Below are 17792 nucleotides of genomic sequence, written 5' to 3' on the forward strand. Positions count from 1 at the left end.
GAGTATACTTACAGGGAATAGCAATTAGGGAGAAAATTGCAGGGAAAGGGGAATGGAACATGAAAAAAACAACAAAGCTGCGGCAATTATTGGCAGCGGAAGCACCCATTTTGGCGCCCTGCGCCTACAATGCCATGACGGCCCGGCTGGTGGAAATGGCGGGGTTTCCCTTGGCCGGAGCCACCGGCAATGGCATCCACGGGGACTATTTGGGGACTCCGGATAATGGGCTGATGACCATGACGGAAATGGCCGGAGTGTACCACCGGATGTGCGGGGCCGTGGAAATTCCCATTATGGCGGACGCAGAGGCCGGGTACGGCAATGCCCTGAACGTACGGCGGACGGTGCAGGAGTTTGAGCAGGCGGGACTGGCCGGGATATTTATCGAAGACCAGCAGCTGCCCACCAACTGCCCCTTTATCCAGGAACCCAAGCTGGTTTCGGTGGAGGAAATGTGCGGGAAAATCCAGGCTGCTGCAGCTGCCCGGCAGGACCCGGATTTTGTCATCTGTGCCCGGTCCGATGCTCCCTTTGGGGAAGCCGTAGAACGGGCCCAGGCCTACCTGGAAGCCGGGGCGGATATGATCAAAATCGTGCCCAAAACCCGGCAGGAGCTGGAAGAAGTGCCCAAACGGGTGCAGGCGCCCCTGCATGTGGGCTTTATTTCCCGGAAACCCATGTACGAAGGGCTGACAGCCCTGGACCTGGGGAAAATGGGCTATAAGATCATCACCTTTCCCCAGCTGCTGTACTATACAGCCATCAAGGCCCAGCTGGAAGCCCTGGGAATTTTGCGGGAAACCAGTTCCGACCAGGCACTGGCCGAGCGGATGATCGATATGGATTTTTACCTTCAGGTGGTCCAAAGCGAAAAATACCAGGCCTGGCAGAAAAAATTTATCAAGGAATAGGCCCAATAAAAAATCTCCTGCGCTTTACGCACAGGAGATTTTTTGCATCGGTCAGGCATCGGCCCAAACATCTTCCGCAATTTTTTTGATCAGCTGGAGCTTGGCCCACTGTTGTTCTTCGGTCAGCAGGTTGCCTTCTTCCGTGGAGGAGAAGCCGCATTGGGGGCTCAGGCACAGCTGCTCCAGGGGTACCAGCTTGGAAGCTTCCTGAATCCGAGCCACAATGTCCGCTTCCTTTTCCAGTTCTGGGGTCTTGGAGGTTACCAGGCCCAGGACCACCTGCTGGTTCTTGATAAAGCGCAGGGGCTGGAAGTCCCCGGAACGCTCGGAATCGTATTCCAGGAAGAAGCCATCTACCTTGCAGCCGCCGAACAGGGTTTCTGCCACAGGTTCGTAGCCGCCGGAGGAGAACCAGGTGGAGCGGAAGTTGCCCCGGCAGATGTGCATGGTAATGGTCATATCGGCAGGTTTGGCTTCCAGGGCCAGGTTGATCATAGCCACATAGTTCTTGGCCAGCTGATCCAGGTCAAAGCCCCGTTCTGCGTAGGCTTTCCGTTTGTCCGCATCGCAGAATTCCCCCCAGGAGGTATCGTCTAATTGCAGGTAGCGGCAGCCGGCAGCGTAGAAGGCCCGAATGGCCTGCTGGTAGGTAAGGGCAATGTCGTGGAACAGCTTGGCCTCGTCCTTGTACAGGTCGATGGGCTGGTAATTCTTTTCCCGGACGCAGCAGATCAGGTGTAGCATGCTGGGGGAGGGAATGGTCATTTTGGCCAGGGTATCTCCGGCGGCTTCCTTCAGAAAACGGAAATGGTCCAGGAAAGGATGGGCGCCAAAGCCCAGAGGGCCGGAAATCCGTACGGTGGCAGCCTTGGGCTGGGCCCCCTTAAAGGCTACGGACCAGTGTTCGGCCTTGACTTCGGTAACGCCTTCCAGGTCGGCCAAAAAGTCCAGGTGCCAGTAGCGGCGGCGGAATTCGCCGTCGGTAACGGCCTTTAGGCCCACCTTCTTTTCCTGGGCCACCAGGCTGCGGATCTGTTTGTCTTCTTCTGCTTTCAGGTCTGCGGCAGTAATCTTGCCGGCTGCAAAGGCTTCTCTTTTTTCTTTCAGGGCAGCGGGACGCAGAAAGCTGCCTACAATGTCATAACGAAAGGGCGGTTTATTTTTGGTAGTCATACTGTATGCCTCCTAGGGGAATGAATTCCTATTGATTCTCTCTTGTTTCCATGCCGTTAGTATAGCAGGTTTCCGGAAACAGGGGAAATACTTAAAAATATGCATTTGCCATAGCTTAAAGCTATAACGAAAAGCAAAAGAAAGAGCGCAGGCACTTGGCCTTGCGCTCTTTTTTTACAGCATGATTTCCGGTTCCGGACCTTGGCCCAGGAGTCCGTCCTGCTGCTTTTCGCTGGCGGCAGGACGGGCTTGGGGTGCCCGGATATTTTCCACAAACAGCAGCAGCCGGTTGGTGACGTTTACGTCGCTGACGCCACTGTCAAAGTCCAGACTCAGCAGGTTCATCTGGGGGTACAGGGATTTGATTTTCTTTTCAATTCCCTTGGAAATGATATGGTTGGCAATGCAGCCGAAGGGCTGGAGGCTGATCACGTTTTCAATGCCGGATTTGGCAAAGTTGACGATTTCTGCCGGCAGCAGCCAGCCTTCCCCAAATTGGGCAGCCATGTTGATGATCTGTTTCCCGTCGTTGGCCAGCTCAAAGATATCTTCAATAGGGGTGAAGTACTGGAAGTTTTTGCCGATGTCGTTGAATTTCTTGATCTGCTTGGTAACCCACATATAGATGAAATCTACCAGGATGTTGGGTACCGGGTGCCGTTCCAGGCCGAACCGTTTGTTGGTGACCCGGTTTACAAAGGCCTGCATGAAGAACGGGGTCAGCAGCGGCGGCATCACTTCAATGGAGTGGTCCATGAGCCAGGTGGTGATGTTCTTATGGGCAAAGCTGTTGAATTTCAGGTAGATTTCACCCACAATGCCTACCTGGGGCAGGCGTACTTCCGGCTTGGCCAGGGCGTTGAATTCTTCGGCAGCTGCCTGAAGCAGCTTCAGCAGGCCGCTGGAGCTGTTGGCCTCGATTTCCTTCTTGGCCAAATCCAGGTACTTGTCCCGCAGTTCCAGGGCCTTGCCCTTGACGGTTTCCCGCACTACGGAAGCGTTGAAGAACTTGGACAGGCAGTCGGAGAACAGCACGGTGGAAATGGTGATCTTGGCAATCTTCAGCCAGTTGACTTCAAAGCCCGGCTGGTCATTTTTGATATTCTTGCTGGTAGCCAGGGACAATACCGGGGTCTCGGTAAAGCCGGCAGAAATCAGGGCGTGCTTGATCAGGCCAAAGTAGTTGGAGGCCCGGCACTGGCCGCCGGTCTGGGTAATGGCAACCGCGGTGTGGGCGGGGTCGTACTTGCCGGACTGGAGGGCCCGGATAAAGTCGCCCACCACCAACGTGGCCGGATAGCAGACTTCGTTGTTGGCAAATTTCAGCCCCAGGTCCGCCGATTGGACGGTGCTTTCCGGCAGGGTTTCCACCTTGTAGCCCACCAGTTTCATCACGGACGGAATCAGGGGAGAAATAAACGGGGTAAAGAAGGGGGCCAGGATGGTGTAGTCCTTCATGGACTTTTCAAAGCGGGGGGTATCCACAAAAGGATCCGGTTCCTGCTTGGCATCCCGGTTGTAGCGGATGCTTTCCACCACGGACCGTACCCGCAGCTTCAGGGAGCCGATGTTGGAAACATCATCGATTTTCAGCAGGGTCAGGGCCTTGCCATGGCGCTGGAGGATTCCCCGGATTTCATCCTGGAGGAAGGCGTCCGGGCCGCAGCCAAAGGAGGTCATTTCCATAAAGTGGATGCTGTTGTCCTGCCGGGCCACCCAGTCCGCTGCCTTGGAAATTCGGTTGATGTAGGCCCATTGGCGCACCAGGTAGGAATCGTCAATGGTTACGCTGCTGTCATCCCGGAGCAGGTCTTCGTTGATGACGTTGATGCCCATGGCTGCAATGGACTCGCTGAGCTTGTGCTGGATCAGGGGATCCGTATGGTAAGGCCGGCCGGCCAAAAGAATGGTCAGCTGCTTGTTGTCCCGGCTCTTTTGGAGAATCTCCTGATTTTTGGCCTTGATGGCGTCGCTGTAGGCTTTTTGGGCAGCCACTGCGGCCTGGAAGGCCTTGTCCGCAGTAAACCGGTCGAAGCCAATGTAGCTGAGATATTCCCGAATCTGCTTTTTCAGGAGTTTTTCATCCTGGAAGTTGATGGGGGGAGAATCGATGGGAATCTGGGTATCGGCTACGCTTTTGATGACGTCGGAGTACCCGGAAACCACCGGGCAGTTGTAGCTGTTTAACTGGCGCTTGTCGTCCTGGTGTTCGTAGATGACGTAGGGCATGAAAATCCGGTTTACCCGTTTTTTCACCAGGTTGTTGATGTGCCCGTGGACCAGTTTGGCCGGGAAGCAGATGTTGTCCGACATGACATCGTGGATGCCGCCTTCATAGTTTTTGAAGGTGGAGGGGTCGGACAGCTGGACCTTCAGCCCGCAGCTTGTAAACAGGGCGTGCCAGAAGGGGTAGTCCTCGTAAATGTTCAGGCAGCGGGGAATGCCAATGGTGCGTTCCGCGTCTTCCTTTACCGGCCGGTCAAAGAGCAGCTTGTATTTGTATTCGTAGATGTTTTCCCCGGGTTTTACGTCTTCCCTGTTGTTGGTGAAGAATTTTTCGCATTTGTTTCCGGAGAAATAGGTGCTGCCGTTGGCAAAATTGTATTTTTTGATCAGGCAGTTGTTTTCGCAGCCGTGGCATTGGAGCTGGCTGTCGGTATAGGTGGCAATATGGAGCAGTTCGTCCAGGGTCACGGAACCTTCGGCCCGGCTTCTGGCAAACAGGGCGCAGCCGTAGGCTCCCATGATTTCAGGGATATTGCTCCGGTGCACGGTGGTATGGGTCAATAGTTCAAAGGCCCGGACCACAGCGTCGTTTTTCATGGTACCGCCCTGGAGCACGATTTCCTTCCCCAGGTCCAGGGTGTTTTGCAGCTTCAGTACCTTGTACAGGCAGTTTTTTACCACCGAGTAGGCAAGTCCCGCGGAAATATCCGGGGTGGTCAGGCCTTCCCTGAGACTCTGTTTTACCTTGGAGTTCATGAACACCGTGCAGCGGGTGCCCAGGTCGCAGGGCATTTTGGCTTCACAGGCCATTTTGGCAAAGTCGCTGACGGAATAGTTTAAGCCCTTGGCAAAGGTTTCCAGGAAGGTGCCGCAGCCGGCGGAACAGGATTCGTTCAGTTCCATCCGGTTCAGGACCCCATGGTCCACGAAAATGGCCTTCATATCCTGGCCGCCAATGTCCAGAATAAAGGAAACCTTATCGTTGATCTTCCGGGCTGCCAGATAGTGGGCAATGGTTTCAATGATGCCGGTTTTCAGGTCGAAAGCGGCTTTGATCAGGTCTTCCCCGTAGCCTGTTGAGCAGCTGCCCTTCACCAGGGGATTGGCCCCTACTTCCAGGCATTTGGCGTAGAACGCTTCCAGGCTCTTTTGCACGGCCCCCAGCGGGTTGCCGTTATTGGGAGTGTAATAGGTGAACAGAATCCGGTCCTGGGGGTCAGTGACCACCAGTTTGGTGGTGGTGGAGCCGGAGTCGATGCCCAGGTATACGTCCTGGGTATCCGCCGTTAAGGGCGTCAGCTGGATATAGTCCGCTTCCTTTTCCTTTTTCCACGCTGCGTATTCTTCCGGGGAATTAAAAATCGGCGGCAGCACATCCTCGGACCGGATGACGGTCTTGGGAGCCTGGGCAAACCGTTCTACCAGCTCATCAAAGCCGATAACTGGAGCGTCCTGGGCGCTGATGGCTGTGCCGTAGGCCGGAATCAGGTTGGCGTTTTCCGGCACAATGAAGTTCACATAGGGAATGCGCAGGCAGTCCATCAAGGCTTTGCGCAGGGCCGGCATAAAGGTCAGGGGGCCGCCGCAAAGCAGGATTTTGGGCTCAATGGTGCAGCCGTGGCTCAGGGTGGAAATGACCTGGACGGCTACAGCGTGGAAAATGGAAATGGCAATGTCTTCCCGGCTGACATTCTTGCTTAGGAGATTCTGGATGTCTGTTTTGGCAAACACACCGCAGCGAGAGGCAATGTAATGGACGTGCTGGGCCTTTTCTGCTAGGCCGTTGAGCTCTTCCACAGGAACCTTCAGCAAAACTGCCATTTGGTCCAGGAAAGCCCCTGTGCCCCCGGCACAGTTGCCGTTCATACGCAAATCGCAGCTTCCATCGGGTTTGATGTATACAATTTTTGCGTCTTCGCCGCCGATGTCGATCAGGGTGGCCACTTCGGGATATTTTTCCTTGACGAATTTGGTGGCCGCAATGACTTCCTGCTCAAAAGGAAGCTGGAATTTTTCTGCCAGGCCCATGCCGACAGAACCGGTAATTTTCAGCTTCAGGCGGGCAGCTCCGATTTGGGAGCGCAAGGATTGCAGTTCTTCCCGGAGAACGGCAGGCACATTGGCCTGGTGGCGTCTGTACCGGGTAAAAACGACTTCCTTATTTTGGTTCAGGACAACAATTTTCGCTGTCGTGGACCCGATGTCTAAACCTACATTATACGTACTCATGATGCACCTCTACTTAAAGTGTATATAATTATAGCACATTTAACTAAAAATACTAGATGGAACCCGTAGGGAAAGAGGTTATTTTTCACCCCATTTTGAGGGCTTTTGGAAAAGCTGCTGGCCCTTATTAGAAATGGCTTATAGCTAGGAAAAACGGGGATTTTCACGGTTTTTCAGGTTCCCGGGCGCGGCTCCTTGATGGGGTGCAGGAAAGCAGGTTGGAACAAGAATACGTGTACACTCCAAAAAGACAGAAGGCCGCTTTAATTGGTACGGACACATAAGGAAATCTTCAAATGTTACAAAAATGTTTACACTTATAAATGAACAATCTGGGAAAAAAGTGGAAAGCCTTTGTGGGATTTCCGGGATTTCTGCGCCAGACGGGCCAAAATATGATAAAATAAAACAATTGTGTTGAAATTGATTTTTTCTGGCAGAAGGGTGTGTGGCATGGAACAGGAAGTGCAAAAACCAGCAGGGAATAAAACAACAAAATTCCTCAAGGGAACCATGATTTTAACCATTTCCAGTATTGTGGTAAAGGTAATCGGGGCCCTGAACTGGGCCATTTTGTCCCGGGTTATGGGGGGCGAAGGAATCGGCATCTACCAGATGGGCTTCCCCATCTATCTGATGGCCATTACGGTTTCCTCCGCCGGTATTCCCGTGGCCATTTCCATTATTACCGCAGAAAAGGTGGCCCAGGATGATTATTTCGGAGCCCAGCGGGTGTTTCGGGTGTCCCTGCGGCTCCTGTTCTTTACGGGCCTGTTCTTCTCCCTGTGTTTGTGGGGCGGGGCAGGGTATCTGATTCAGTCCAAGATTATCGCCGATCCCCGGGCCTACTATTCCATCATTGCCCTGGCCCCGGCGGTATTCTTCGTCACCTTCCTGTCCAGTTTCCGGGGGTATTTCCAGGGGATGCAGATTATGATTCCTACCGCCTGTTCGGAAATTACGGAACAGACGGTGCGGGTATTTACCATGATCGCCTTTTCCTACCTGCTGCTGCCCAGAGGTCTGACCTATGCAGCGGCAGGGGCCAGTATGGGGGCTGGGGCCGGTGCTTTCTGCGGCCTGGTGGTACTGCAGATTTTCTACCTGCGGCTGAAGCATAAGCTGTTTCCCAAGGGCCTGACCGCTCCGGCCAAGCCGCCGGAATCCGCCTGGACCATCATCAAAAGACTGGTGACCCTGGCCCTGCCGGTGTCCATGTCCAGCCTGATGCTGCCGGTAGTTTCCAACCTGGATATGATGATTGTGCCCCGTCGGCTCATGGCCGGGGGCTGGACCCTGCCGGAAGCCACCACCCTGTTCGGGTATCTTACCGGGGTGGCGGTGCCCCTGGTCAATATGTCCACCATCTTGACCGCGGCCCTTTCCATCAGTCTGGTGCCTGCCATCAGCGAGTCCCGGATTTTAAATGATACCTCCGGCATCCGGGAAAAGGTCAGCACGGCCTTTTCCGTAGCTGCCGTCATTACCATTCCTTGCAGCATTGGGCTCCACGTGCTGGGAGGCCGGGTAGCTACCCTGATCTACAGCGCTCCCAACGCCGGGCCGGCCATTGAAACCATGAGCTGGGCCATTTTCCTTTTGGGCCTGCACCAGGTCAGTACGGGGATTTTGCAGGGCCTGGGCCGGACCAAGATTCCGGTGTTCAATATGATTATTGCCGCTGCGGCCAAGGTGTTCCTGAACTGGAACCTGACGGCCATTCCCTCCCTGGGGATTGTGGGTTCTTCCTGGGCTACGGTGGCGGATATTGGGATTGCTGCCCTGCTGAACCTGTTCTTCATCCAGAAGTACACGGGCTTCTCCCTGGAAGTGAAACAGCTGCTGAAAACCCTGGTGGCCGCTGTGGTCATGGGGGCCGCTGTAAAAGGCTTTCTGCTGCTGTTCCCGGGTACCCGGTTCCTGAGCATTATTGGGGCCATGGTGGTAGCCATTCCGGTGTATGCCCTGCTCCTGCTGCTGCTGAAGACCATGCCGGAAGACGAACTGGCACAGATTCCCTTTGTGGGCCGGCGGATGGTGCTGCTGGGCCGGAAACTGGGACTATTAAAACCCCAGGAAAAATAAAAAATAAATGTGTGCTGCTTCCTCAACCAAAACGGCTGGGGAAGTATTTTTTTGACTGATGAGTCTTTTGAAAAGCCCTGTATTTATGCCGCTTTACGGAAGTAAAATGTGATATTTTTGGAGCAATCCTTGCAAAGTAGGAGGATTCCTAGTACAATAGCTATCAGTATAAGGATTCTTATTTGGCAGGACAGGCAAAGCTTCCTGCCAGGCCAAAACCACAAAAACCATTTGGGGGTGTGAGCTGCTCACAGCCCCTTTCTTGTTGGCAGTCCCGGCGGCAGCGCCCTGGGACAGGTAAAGGAGTTTGAAGGTATGGAGCAAAGCAAAAGCAAAGAAAAACTGGCAAAGCTGGGCAGCTACTTTTCCGGCCTGTTGCTCAAGGGCCATTTCCTGGGCGCCGGCCTTTCTTTGGAATGGAAAGATGAAAACGGGGAAGTCCGGGAATTCCACGGGGGCACCAAGCTGATTTTCGGCTTTGCCGGGGTTTTCCTGGTCTGCCTGATGGGGCTGGCGGTCTGCGGCGGCCTTTTGGTCCGGGCCTGGGATGAACAGCTGGAGCTGGCCAACTACCGGGCGGACTACGGGGTCTACACGGAACGGATGGCTAAGCTCATGGACAACAACGAAAAACTCCAGAAGGAACTGGGCCAGGTGGTCCAGCTGGAGGACGCGGTCCGGAAGAAACTGGCCCAGGACGGGGTCAAGATTGGCGAAGAAACCGTGGACCAAAAATCCAAGGAGCTGGATAACGGCGGCCAGGGTGGTTCCACCACGGCCGACCAGCTTTCCGTGCTGGAGGTCCAGGATGAAATCAACCGGAAGCGGCTGGGCTACAAGAAGGAAAACCTCACCAATATGCTGCTGGCCCTGTCCTACTCCGGGGACGGCACCTACGGGTGGCCCCTCAGCGGCGGGGAAATCAGCTCCTTTTACGGGATGCGGGCCGATCCCTTTGGGAAAGGTAGCGACTACCATCCGGGCATCGATATTGCCGCGGACTACGGCACGCCGGTGCGGGCTTCGGCCACCGGCGTGGTCCAGGAAGCCCAGTGGAACGGCGGATACGGACGGTTTGTCAGCATTGATCACGGCAATGGCATGCTGACCTGCTACGGCCATATGAGCGCCATTGCCGTAACCCCGGGACAGCATGTGAAGCGGGGGGACGTCATCGGCTACGTGGGCAGCAGCGGCTACAGCACCGGGCCCCATCTGCACTTTGAAATGCGGCAGAACGGGAATACGGTGAACCCGTTAAACTACGCCCGGCCGGTACGCTAAGACAAAATAAAACGACTGGGGCTGTGAAATAATGAAACTTCTATCGTCGCCTGCGGCGACACTTCCTACACGCTTGCAGGAAGCATTCTATGACGCTACTGGTCAAGTAATAGACTAGGGTAGTGCCAGGCATTTACGAACTATGCTGCTTTGCTATATCCGTTTTGCACATGACTCGTATAGGCCTAAGACTGGCCCCTGCAAGCGTGTAGGGGCTGTCAGTCCGCAGGACTGACTGAGGAAGTTTATTAGATACGGCTATAACGGACAACAAAAATGGCTTGAGAACTCTTTTGAGCTCGCAAGCCATTTTTTCTTTCAGGGGTAGGTATTATTTCACACCCCCCGCCGTTTTTTTGTTTGGGACGCTATTCCTTTTCCCGTTTGGCCTGGCAGTCGGCACAGTAGCCGTACAGTTCCAGGTAGTGGCCCACAATTTCAAAGTGGGTTTTCCGGGCCAGGTCTTCCTCAAAGCCGTGGAGGGGACAGCCGTCAATGTCCACCACCTTGTGGCAGCCCAGGCAGATCAGGTGATGGGTGTGGCTCAGGGTGTACAGCAGGAAGCCGTATTTCCGGGAGCCCGGCAGCAGCATCTTTTCCGTAAGCTTTTTCTCGGTGAACATTTCCAAAATCCGGTATACGGTGGAAAAATTCAGATGGGCTCCTTCCTGGAGCAGTTTTTCATAGATTTCGTCGGCAGAGAGAACTTCCCGCTGGCGGAGCATCATTTGAAGCACCTGGTTCCGGGCTTTGGTGCTTTTGAGCCCTACCCGGCGGATCATCTCCTCACTGGTCAGCGGTTCTGTACTATTCAGCATGGGCACCTCCTTGCTGGAGCTTTTGGGACAGCTCCTTATAGAAAATCACCAGCATCAGGAGCACCACGGACACAATGGCGGTAATGCCCCCCGGGGCGGCTCCCAGCCAATAGGAAGCAAACAGCCCGGACAAGATGTCGATGAAGCTGAACACCACCGACAAGAACAGGGTTTGGCGGAACCCCTTCTGCAGCTGGAGGGCGGTGGCCACCGGCAGGGCAATCAGGGAACTGATGACCAGGATCCCCACAATCCGGATGGATACGGAAATGGTGGCTGCCACCAGGATGGAAAAAATATAATTGATGGCCCGGGCCTTGACGCCGGCAATCCGGGCACCGTCCTCGTCAAAGGACAGCATGACCAGTTGGGGAAAGAGTCCCAGGATGGTCAAAAGGGAAATGATGGTCAGCACCAGTACCGTCAGCACTTCTTTCTGGGAAACGGTCAGGATGCTGCCAAACAGGAAAGAATCTACATTGGCGTGGACCAGGCCGGAGCTGATAATGGTAATGGCGATGCCCACGGACAGGGACAGGACAATCACCAGGGTCAGTTCCGCATAGCGCCGGAATTTCTCCCGGAGGACTTCAATGAGCAGCCCGAAAAAGGAGGTCAGGCAGAAGGCACTGAGGATGGGGTTCCAGTCCAGCAGAAGCCCCGTGGCCACCCCGGCCAGGGAAGCGTGGCTCAGGGCGTCGCCAATCATGGAGTAGCGGCGCAGCACCAGGAACATCCCAATCAGGGGACAGATCAGGGAAATCAGCACGCTGATCATAAAGGCATTGCGCATAAAGGCGTATTCAAACATGACGGTTCCCTCCGTTCTCTGCTAGATATTCCTGGATATATTCCTGAGGCGTGCAGAAATGGCCCTGGGACTGGACCACGTGGAAGAAGGTGGAGGCATGGGAAGCGGCGTAGCGCAGGTTGTGCTCCACCGTGACAATGGTGATGCCCTGGGCATTTAACTGCTGAATCAAAGGGTACAGGTCGTCCTGGCTCTTGAGGTCCATGCCGGTAGAAGGTTCATCAAAAATCATCAGGTCCGGCTTGCCCAAAAGGGCCCGGGCAATCATCACCTTCTGGTACTGGCCGCCGGACAGGGCGCCAATCAGGTGTTCCTGCAGCTCCGTAATATGCATCTGGTCCAGCACCCGGTCCACCACTTTTTTGTCCTTGATATGGAGAATCTGCCGGGTATAGTCCAGCACTTCCCGGACAGTAATGGGGAACTGCTTGTTTACCATATCCGTGGGCTGGGGCACGTAGGCCGGCCGCCGGAAGGTGGAACGGATGGTGCCGGAGCTGGGGGAGAGCAGCCCCAGCATCAATTTGATCAGGGTGCTTTTGCCGCTGCCGTTTTCTCCCACAATGGCGATATAATCCCCGTCCTGAATGGTCATGGACAGGTCTTTCAATAAATAGGGACCTTGCTCGTAGGCAAAGTAGATATGACTTAAAGCTAACATGGGGTTAAATCCTTTCCCAAAATATTCTCTGGCAAATCTCTGGGATTTCCAGATGACAATAGTTTATTATAGAAGTGTTCACATAGAAATGCAAGGCATTTGCATTTATTGACGTTAGGCCAGCGGCGTGGTATGATAGGGAACGCGAGAAGATGCAAATCATTTGCAAGAAGTGGAGGAAGCAAGGATGAAAAAAGGATTGGCTCTGGTGCTGAGCCTGTGTTTATTGGTGCTGGGGGCCGGCTGCGGCAGTTCCAGTACCCCAGAAAAGAAAAGCGGCAAGCTGCCGGTTTCGGTGAGCTTTTATGCCATGAAGGAACTGGTCCAGGCTGTGGGCGGGGATAAGGTGGAAATTACCACCATCATTCCGGACGGCACGGAACCCCACGATTTTCAGCCCACGCCCAAGGATATGACCCGGCTGCATGAAGCCAAGGTTTTTGTAAAGCAGGGCCTGGGCATGGAGCCCTGGGCGGACGATATGGTGAAGGCTGCGGACAATCCCAAACTGCTGGTGGTGGAAGCGGCCAAGAATGTAACCCCCATCAAAAATACCGATGAGGATGAAATCAAGGAGCATGGCCAGTACGATCCCCATGCCTGGCTGTCCCTGGCCTGTGCCCGCAACGAGGTGGACCAGATTGTGGAGGGCCTCTCCAAGGCGGATCCGGCCAATGGGGATTACTACAAAAAGAACGGGGAAGCCTACGAAAAGAAGCTCCAGGACCTGGAAAATACCTATAAGGGAAAATTCCAAAACCTGCCCCGGAAAGAATTCGTTACCGGCCATGCGGCCTTTGCCTACCTGTGCCGGGATTTTGGCCTGACCCAGAACAGTGTGGAATCCGTCTTTGCTTCCGGCGAGCCCAATGCTAAGCAGATGGCCCAGCTGGTGAGCTACTGCAAAGAACATCGGGTAACCACCATCTTTACGGAAGCGGCCATCAGCCCCAAGACCAGCGAAGCCCTGGCCAAGGAAGTGGGAGCCAAGGTGGTGCCCATCCACACCCTGGAGGGCAGTGAAGGCAGTGACAAAGGGTATTTGGCCCTGATGGAAGAAAACCTGAAAGCCATTTACGCCAGCCTGCAATAAAGCAGAACCTCGGGAGTGCGGCTTGCCGCCTCCCTTTTTTTATGGAAAAAACCTGTTTTTTTCAGGCAGTTTGGGTATAATGGGATGATACGGAAGGGGGACTGGCAATGGAACGCATCAGCCGAATTTTACAGGAAATTGCCCATTATGGGAAAAATCAGGACGGGTCCTATACCCGTCTGGGCTATAGCCCGGAATTTAGAGAGAGCCGGAACGCGGCCCAAAAACTCATGGAAAGCTATGGAATGGAAACCAGTACGGATGCAGCTGGCAATGTGAGAGGCATTCTTTGGGGTACGGACAAAGCGGCAAAACATATTCTCATGGGGTCCCACCTGGATACGGTGCCTTCCGGAGGCCTTTTTGACGGCGCCTACGGGGTAGCCGCAGCCCTGGGAGCGGTGGAACGGCTGCAGCAGGAGGGCCGGAAGCTGCGTCATACCGTAGAGGTGTACGGCTTTAACGCCGAAGAAGGGGGCCCCTTGGGCGGTACCTTCGGCAGCCGGGCCCTGGCGGGCCTGGTGGATCCCCAGCAGTTCCACCTGGCAGAGGCCCTGGCAGCCTATGGCCACACCGTGGAGGAAATTCTCGCCTGTGCCCGGGATTTTTCAGATGTACTGTGTTATCTGGAAACCCATGTGGAGCAGGGCGGCGTGCTGGAACAACAGGGGATTCCTATTGGAGTGGTCAGCGGCATTGCCGGCATTGGCCGCTACCAGGTAACAGCCCTGGGCCAGAGCAACCACGGGGGCACCACCCCCATGCGCCTGCGCCGGGACGCCATGGTGGCCATGGCTATGCTGATTGTGTATGCCGATGCCCAGTGCCGGGAAATTGACCCCGCCCTGGTCTTCACCCCGGGAAAAGTGACGGTGTATCCGGGCGCGGCCAATGTGGTGCCGGGAAAAGTGGTGGCGTCCTTTGAAATGCGCCATGTGGAGAAAGCCAGGACCGATGAACTGCTGCGCCGCATTGAGGCAAAAGCCAAAGAGATTCCAGATGCTGACTTTACCATTGAAAAAGTCATCTACAAGAGCAGCGCCCACTGTGCTCCAGCCTTGCAGGACATGATCCGGCAGGCAGCGGCCGAGGCAGGCGCTGCAGCCATGACCCTGCCCAGCGGAGCCGGCCACGATGCGGATTCCCTGGACCACCGGGTGCCCATTGGGATGATTTTTGTGCCCAGCCATTTGGGCATCAGCCACAGCGGAGATGAATGGACGGAGCCCCAGGCTGTGGAGCAGGGCGGGGATATCCTGTATCGGACCCTGCTGAAGGTGGACGCAGCTGGTCTGGCGGAATAAAATCTTCATAATTTCTTGATATTTTGTGCCCCAGTTCTGCATATTCCTTTCGTATACTACAGGCAACAAATGGAGTGAAGCTGGCAGTGAATTTTGGAAGCTGCTGGCAGCGAAAGGAGAATGCATGATGGTAATGACAAATTATATGGATCTTTTGGCTATGCACCAGCCCTGGAATCTGATCCTCTTTATGGTGCTGCCGGTGGTGCTGGCAGAATCCCTGGTGGCCACAGAATTTTATGTGACCTACTACCGGAAGGAAGGGGCGGGGAACTGGAAAAAATGGAACCACCGGCTGGGCATTGCTGCCGGGGGCTATTTCCTCCTGGTTTTCCTCTACCTGATGACCAATGTGGTACCGGGACTCAGCTGGAAGGGCTGGACGGATGAACTGGCCATTTGGGCCTACCTGCTGGGGATTGTTCCCCTGGGGGCCATTGCCCTGATGGAACTGGGGATTATCGGCAAACACGCTACGGAACACCAGCGGACCATGCGGCATTTTGGCCTTCTGATTGGCTTTTTGGTGGTCAGCCACGTGGCCATGGTCTTTGGCATGGTGGACCCGACCCTGAGCGGCTGGCGGCCCGCAGGAGCGCCTATGCAAAAAGGCATGGACCACAGCGCCATGCCGGGCATGCAGCAGTCGGCAGTTCCCCAAAAAGGAAACCGGGTTTTGGCCGCTGCCTACAGCGCCCAGGGCAAAACCGCCTACGCTGCCCAGAACCTGGATAACAGCGGTGCCAATAACAACAATGGCAATTGGCAGGGTGGTCCCTGCTGGGGCTACAACCAGAACGGCCGGGGAAATGCCAATCCCGGAAACGGCCAAAACTGGACGCCTCCCTGCTGGGGCGGCAATGGCAATGCCAATCAGGACAACCGGAGCGTGACGGCTTCCGGCTACAACTTCTAATACGAAAAAGGGACTGTGAAAAAATGGCTTGCGAATTCAAACTAGTTCGCAAGCTATTTTTAACGTTCGTTATAGCCGTATCTGCACCTCAAAACTTCCTCAGTCAGCCCTACGTGCTGACAGCCCCTTCACGCTTGAAGGGGCCGGTCTTAGGCCCATACTGGTCATGTGCAAAACGGGTTTTGAGATAAAATTTAGGTACGTAAATACCTGCACCACCCTTCTTTGTCACTTGACCAGTAGAGGCCTGGTACGCTTCCTGCAAGCGTGTAGGAAGTGTCGCCGAAGGCGACGATAGAAGTTTCATTTTTTCACAGTCCCTTTTTGTACAGGGAGCCTGACGCTTTTTGGCAAAACAAGGTATAATAAAAAACAAAAGGAGGTGGCCGGATGGACACCTATACGGTACTTGCCGTGGATGATGATGCCAAGCTTCTGGAACTGGTGACCAATTATCTGCGGAAGGAAAATTTTGTGGTTGTTACGGCTAGAGACGGGGAGGCGGCCCTGCAGGTTTTCCGGGAAAAGCAGCCCCAGCTGGTGCTTTTGGACCTGATGCTGCCCAAATTGGATGGCCGGGATGTGTGCCGGCAGATCCGGCAGGAAAGCACGGTGCCTATTATTATGCTTACCGCCCGGGATGCGGAATTTGACCGGCTGATGGGCTTGGAACTGGGGGCTGACGACTATATCACCAAACCGTTCAGCCTCCGGGAACTGACGGCCCGGGTCCGGGCCCTGCTGCGGCGCACCTACGGCGCCTATGTGGAGAAAAAAGCCCAGGAGCCTGAGGTGCTGGAAGCCGGTGGGCTGAAACTGGACCTGAAGGAGCATCTGCTCTGGCGGCAAAAGGAGGGCAGCCCCCAGACAGCGCCGGAGTGGGAAGAAATCGAGCTGACGCCCATTGAATTCAGCCTGTTGGAGGTGTTTTTAAAGAATCCCCGGCAAGTCTTCAACCGGCTGCAGCTGCTGGAGAATACCCACGGCTTTGCCTTTGAAGGCTACGAGCGGACCATTGATGCCCACATCCGGAACCTGCGCCGGAAAATCGAGCCGGATACCCGGCATCCCCGGTATATCCTTACGGTGTACGGCATTGGCTATAAATTTGGAGGGGACTCCCATGCCTAAATTTCACAGCATTCGGGATAAGCTCATGGTCAGTACCTTTCTGCTGATCCTGCTCTGCGGCCTGGTGGTCATCTACCTGTGCGGCCGGCAGATGGAAGACCTGTTCCTGCGCTATTTGAGCATGCCCGGCACGATGCACGGCGGCACGATGCACGGCGGTATGATGCACGGCGGCATGATGGGCGGCGGTATGGGGATGATGGGCCCTTCGGAACTGGCCTTTATGGAATCCTACCACCAGTCCCTTTGGTGGGTGGGGCTGTTTTTTGCTTTTCTGGGCCTGGTGGTCAGCTATTTTCTGGCTGGCTCCATTACCAGGCCCCTGCGGCAGCTCTGCCAGGCTACGGAAAAAATCCGCCAGGGCAAGCTGAAGCAGGAAGTGCCGGTGACCACCTGTGATGAGGTGGGGCAGCTGACCACCCTGTTCAACAAAATGTCCGAGGAACTGGCGGAGAACGAACAAAACCGGCGGGAATTTTTGGCCAACATTGCCCATGAGCTGCGGACGCCTTTGGCCGTACTCCAGGGGCAGCTGGAAAGTCTGCTGGACGGCGTGGAACCGCCGGCCCCGGAAAAACTCTTTTCCATGGAGGAAGAAGTCATGCGGCTGACCCGGCTGGTGGCGGACCTCAGGGACTTGTCCCTGGCGGAGGTGCACCAGCTGGAGCTGCACAAAAAGCCGGTGGATCTCAACGGCCTGCTTCAGCGGGCTGCAGCCATGCTGACGCCCCTTTTGGAGGAAAAGCATCTCCAGTTCCAGGTGGACCTGGCAGAGCAGCTGCCCCTTTTGGAACTGGACCCGGACCGGCTGAACCAGGTGGTGTACAATCTGGTGGTGAACGCCATCCGTTATACGGACCCGGGAACGGTGATTACCCTGACCAGCCGGGTGCAAAACGGGCAGGTGCAGCTTTTGGTGGCGGACCAAGGACCGGGCATTGCTCCGGAAGACCTGCCCCATATTTTTGAGCATTTTTACCGGGGGGACAAATCCCGGAACCGGGGGACCGGAGGCAGCGGCATAGGCCTGTCCCTGGCCAAAAGTTTCGTGGAAAATCAGGGAGGCACCTTGACTGTAGCTAACACCCAGCCCAAAGGTGCTGTTTTTCAGGTGACTTTCCCTATAGAGAAGCAGAAAAAATAGGAG

13 protein-coding genes are annotated in these 17792 nt (G+C 55.1%); 8 read left to right on the forward strand and 5 right to left on the reverse strand.

What is annotated here, in order from left to right:
• Positions 1-59 precede the first annotated feature (59 nt).
• Positions 60-914, forward strand: a complete 855-nt coding sequence (locus tag C7E10_RS07430) for an isocitrate lyase/PEP mutase family protein (protein ID WP_105326695.1) — start codon at positions 60-62, stop codon at positions 912-914.
• A 51-nt stretch (positions 915-965) separates the two neighbouring features.
• Here the strand turns inward: C7E10_RS07430 and C7E10_RS07435 are convergent, their stop codons facing one another.
• Together C7E10_RS07435 and C7E10_RS07440 are read right to left on the reverse strand one after the other, a co-directional pair.
• Positions 966-2087 (reverse strand): 5-methyltetrahydropteroyltriglutamate--homocysteine S-methyltransferase, encoded by a 1122-nt coding sequence (locus C7E10_RS07435; RefSeq protein WP_105326696.1) that lies wholly within the window; start codon positions 2085-2087, stop codon positions 966-968.
• A 174-nt stretch (positions 2088-2261) separates the two neighbouring features.
• On the reverse strand, positions 2262-6542 hold the full coding sequence (locus C7E10_RS07440; protein ID WP_105326697.1) for an acyl-CoA dehydratase activase: 4281 nt from the start codon (positions 6540-6542) through the stop codon (positions 2262-2264).
• A gap of 453 nt (positions 6543-6995) precedes the next feature.
• Here C7E10_RS07440 and C7E10_RS07445 point away from each other — a divergent pair, with 453 nt between their 5' ends.
• Together C7E10_RS07445 and C7E10_RS07450 are read left to right on the forward strand one after the other, a co-directional pair.
• Positions 6996-8627, forward strand: coding sequence for a putative polysaccharide biosynthesis protein (locus C7E10_RS07445; RefSeq protein ID WP_105326698.1), 1632 nt, complete (start codon positions 6996-6998; stop codon positions 8625-8627).
• Positions 8628-8942: 315 nt separating this feature from the next.
• Entirely contained in the window at positions 8943-9911 is a 969-nt protein-coding gene (locus tag C7E10_RS07450) for a M23 family metallopeptidase (RefSeq protein ID WP_105326699.1), read from the forward strand.
• Positions 9912-10279: 368 nt separating this feature from the next.
• Here the strand turns inward: C7E10_RS07450 and C7E10_RS07455 are convergent, their stop codons facing one another.
• The 3 genes from C7E10_RS07455 to C7E10_RS07465 are packed head-to-tail and all read right to left on the reverse strand — an operon-like array spanning position 10280 to position 12201.
• Positions 10280-10729, reverse strand: coding sequence for a Fur family transcriptional regulator (locus C7E10_RS07455; protein ID WP_105326700.1), 450 nt, complete (start codon positions 10727-10729; stop codon positions 10280-10282).
• The gene (locus C7E10_RS07460) at positions 10719-11540 is read right to left on the reverse strand and encodes a metal ABC transporter permease (RefSeq protein ID WP_105326701.1); all 822 of its coding nucleotides are present in this window, start codon (positions 11538-11540) and stop codon (positions 10719-10721) included. Before C7E10_RS07460 ends, C7E10_RS07455 begins: the two co-directional genes overlap by 11 nt.
• On the reverse strand, positions 11533-12201 hold the full coding sequence (locus C7E10_RS07465; RefSeq protein WP_105326702.1) for a metal ABC transporter ATP-binding protein: 669 nt from the start codon (positions 12199-12201) through the stop codon (positions 11533-11535). Before C7E10_RS07465 ends, C7E10_RS07460 begins: the two co-directional genes overlap by 8 nt.
• Positions 12202-12388: 187 nt before the next feature.
• Here C7E10_RS07465 and C7E10_RS07470 point away from each other — a divergent pair, with 187 nt between their 5' ends.
• The 5 genes from C7E10_RS07470 (at position 12389) to C7E10_RS07490 (ending at position 17789) form a co-directional block, all read left to right on the forward strand.
• The gene (locus tag C7E10_RS07470; RefSeq protein ID WP_105326703.1) at positions 12389-13294 is read left to right on the forward strand and encodes a metal ABC transporter substrate-binding protein; all 906 of its coding nucleotides are present in this window, start codon (positions 12389-12391) and stop codon (positions 13292-13294) included.
• A gap of 107 nt (positions 13295-13401) precedes the next feature.
• Positions 13402-14598, forward strand: a complete 1197-nt coding sequence (locus tag C7E10_RS07475; RefSeq protein ID WP_105326704.1) for a Zn-dependent hydrolase — start codon at positions 13402-13404, stop codon at positions 14596-14598.
• A gap of 124 nt (positions 14599-14722) precedes the next feature.
• Positions 14723-15514, forward strand: coding sequence for a DUF6803 family protein (locus tag C7E10_RS12215; RefSeq protein WP_200820213.1), 792 nt, complete (start codon positions 14723-14725; stop codon positions 15512-15514).
• 390 nt (positions 15515-15904) lie between these two features.
• Positions 15905-16645, forward strand: a complete 741-nt coding sequence (locus C7E10_RS07485) for a response regulator (RefSeq protein WP_105326705.1) — start codon at positions 15905-15907, stop codon at positions 16643-16645.
• Entirely contained in the window at positions 16638-17789 is a 1152-nt protein-coding gene (locus C7E10_RS07490; protein ID WP_105326706.1) for a sensor histidine kinase, read from the forward strand. The genes C7E10_RS07485 and C7E10_RS07490 overlap by 8 nt, the downstream gene beginning before the upstream one ends.
• Positions 17790-17792: the final 3 nt, after the last annotated feature.

The sequence above is a fragment of the Acidaminococcus hominis genome (assembly GCF_900291475.1).
In the GTDB taxonomy this organism is placed as follows: domain Bacteria; phylum Bacillota; class Negativicutes; order Acidaminococcales; family Acidaminococcaceae; genus Acidaminococcus; species Acidaminococcus hominis.

Excerpts from the sequence above, each read along its gene's own strand:
- C7E10_RS07455 (WP_105326700.1), bottom strand. The coding sequence starts at position 10,729 with ATGCTGAATAGTACAGAACCGCTGACCAGTGAGGAGATGATCCGCCGG.
- C7E10_RS07470 (WP_105326703.1), top strand. The coding sequence starts at position 12,389 with ATGAAAAAAGGATTGGCTCTGGTGCTGAGCCTGTGTTTATTGGTGCTG.
- C7E10_RS07490 (WP_105326706.1), top strand. The coding sequence starts at position 16,638 with ATGCCTAAATTTCACAGCATTCGGGATAAGCTCATGGTCAGTACCTTT.
- C7E10_RS07465 (WP_105326702.1), bottom strand. The coding sequence starts at position 12,201 with ATGTTAGCTTTAAGTCATATCTACTTTGCCTACGAGCAAGGTCCCTAT.
- C7E10_RS07430 (WP_105326695.1), top strand. The coding sequence starts at position 60 with ATGAAAAAAACAACAAAGCTGCGGCAATTATTGGCAGCGGAAGCACCC.
- C7E10_RS07445 (WP_105326698.1), top strand. The coding sequence starts at position 6,996 with ATGGAACAGGAAGTGCAAAAACCAGCAGGGAATAAAACAACAAAATTC.
- C7E10_RS07435 (WP_105326696.1), bottom strand. The coding sequence starts at position 2,087 with ATGACTACCAAAAATAAACCGCCCTTTCGTTATGACATTGTAGGCAGC.
- C7E10_RS07440 (WP_105326697.1), bottom strand. The coding sequence starts at position 6,542 with ATGAGTACGTATAATGTAGGTTTAGACATCGGGTCCACGACAGCGAAA.
- C7E10_RS12215 (WP_200820213.1), top strand. The coding sequence starts at position 14,723 with ATGATGGTAATGACAAATTATATGGATCTTTTGGCTATGCACCAGCCC.
- C7E10_RS07460 (WP_105326701.1), bottom strand. The coding sequence starts at position 11,540 with ATGTTTGAATACGCCTTTATGCGCAATGCCTTTATGATCAGCGTGCTG.
- C7E10_RS07475 (WP_105326704.1), top strand. The coding sequence starts at position 13,402 with ATGGAACGCATCAGCCGAATTTTACAGGAAATTGCCCATTATGGGAAA.
- C7E10_RS07485 (WP_105326705.1), top strand. The coding sequence starts at position 15,905 with ATGGACACCTATACGGTACTTGCCGTGGATGATGATGCCAAGCTTCTG.
- C7E10_RS07450 (WP_105326699.1), top strand. The coding sequence starts at position 8,943 with ATGGAGCAAAGCAAAAGCAAAGAAAAACTGGCAAAGCTGGGCAGCTAC.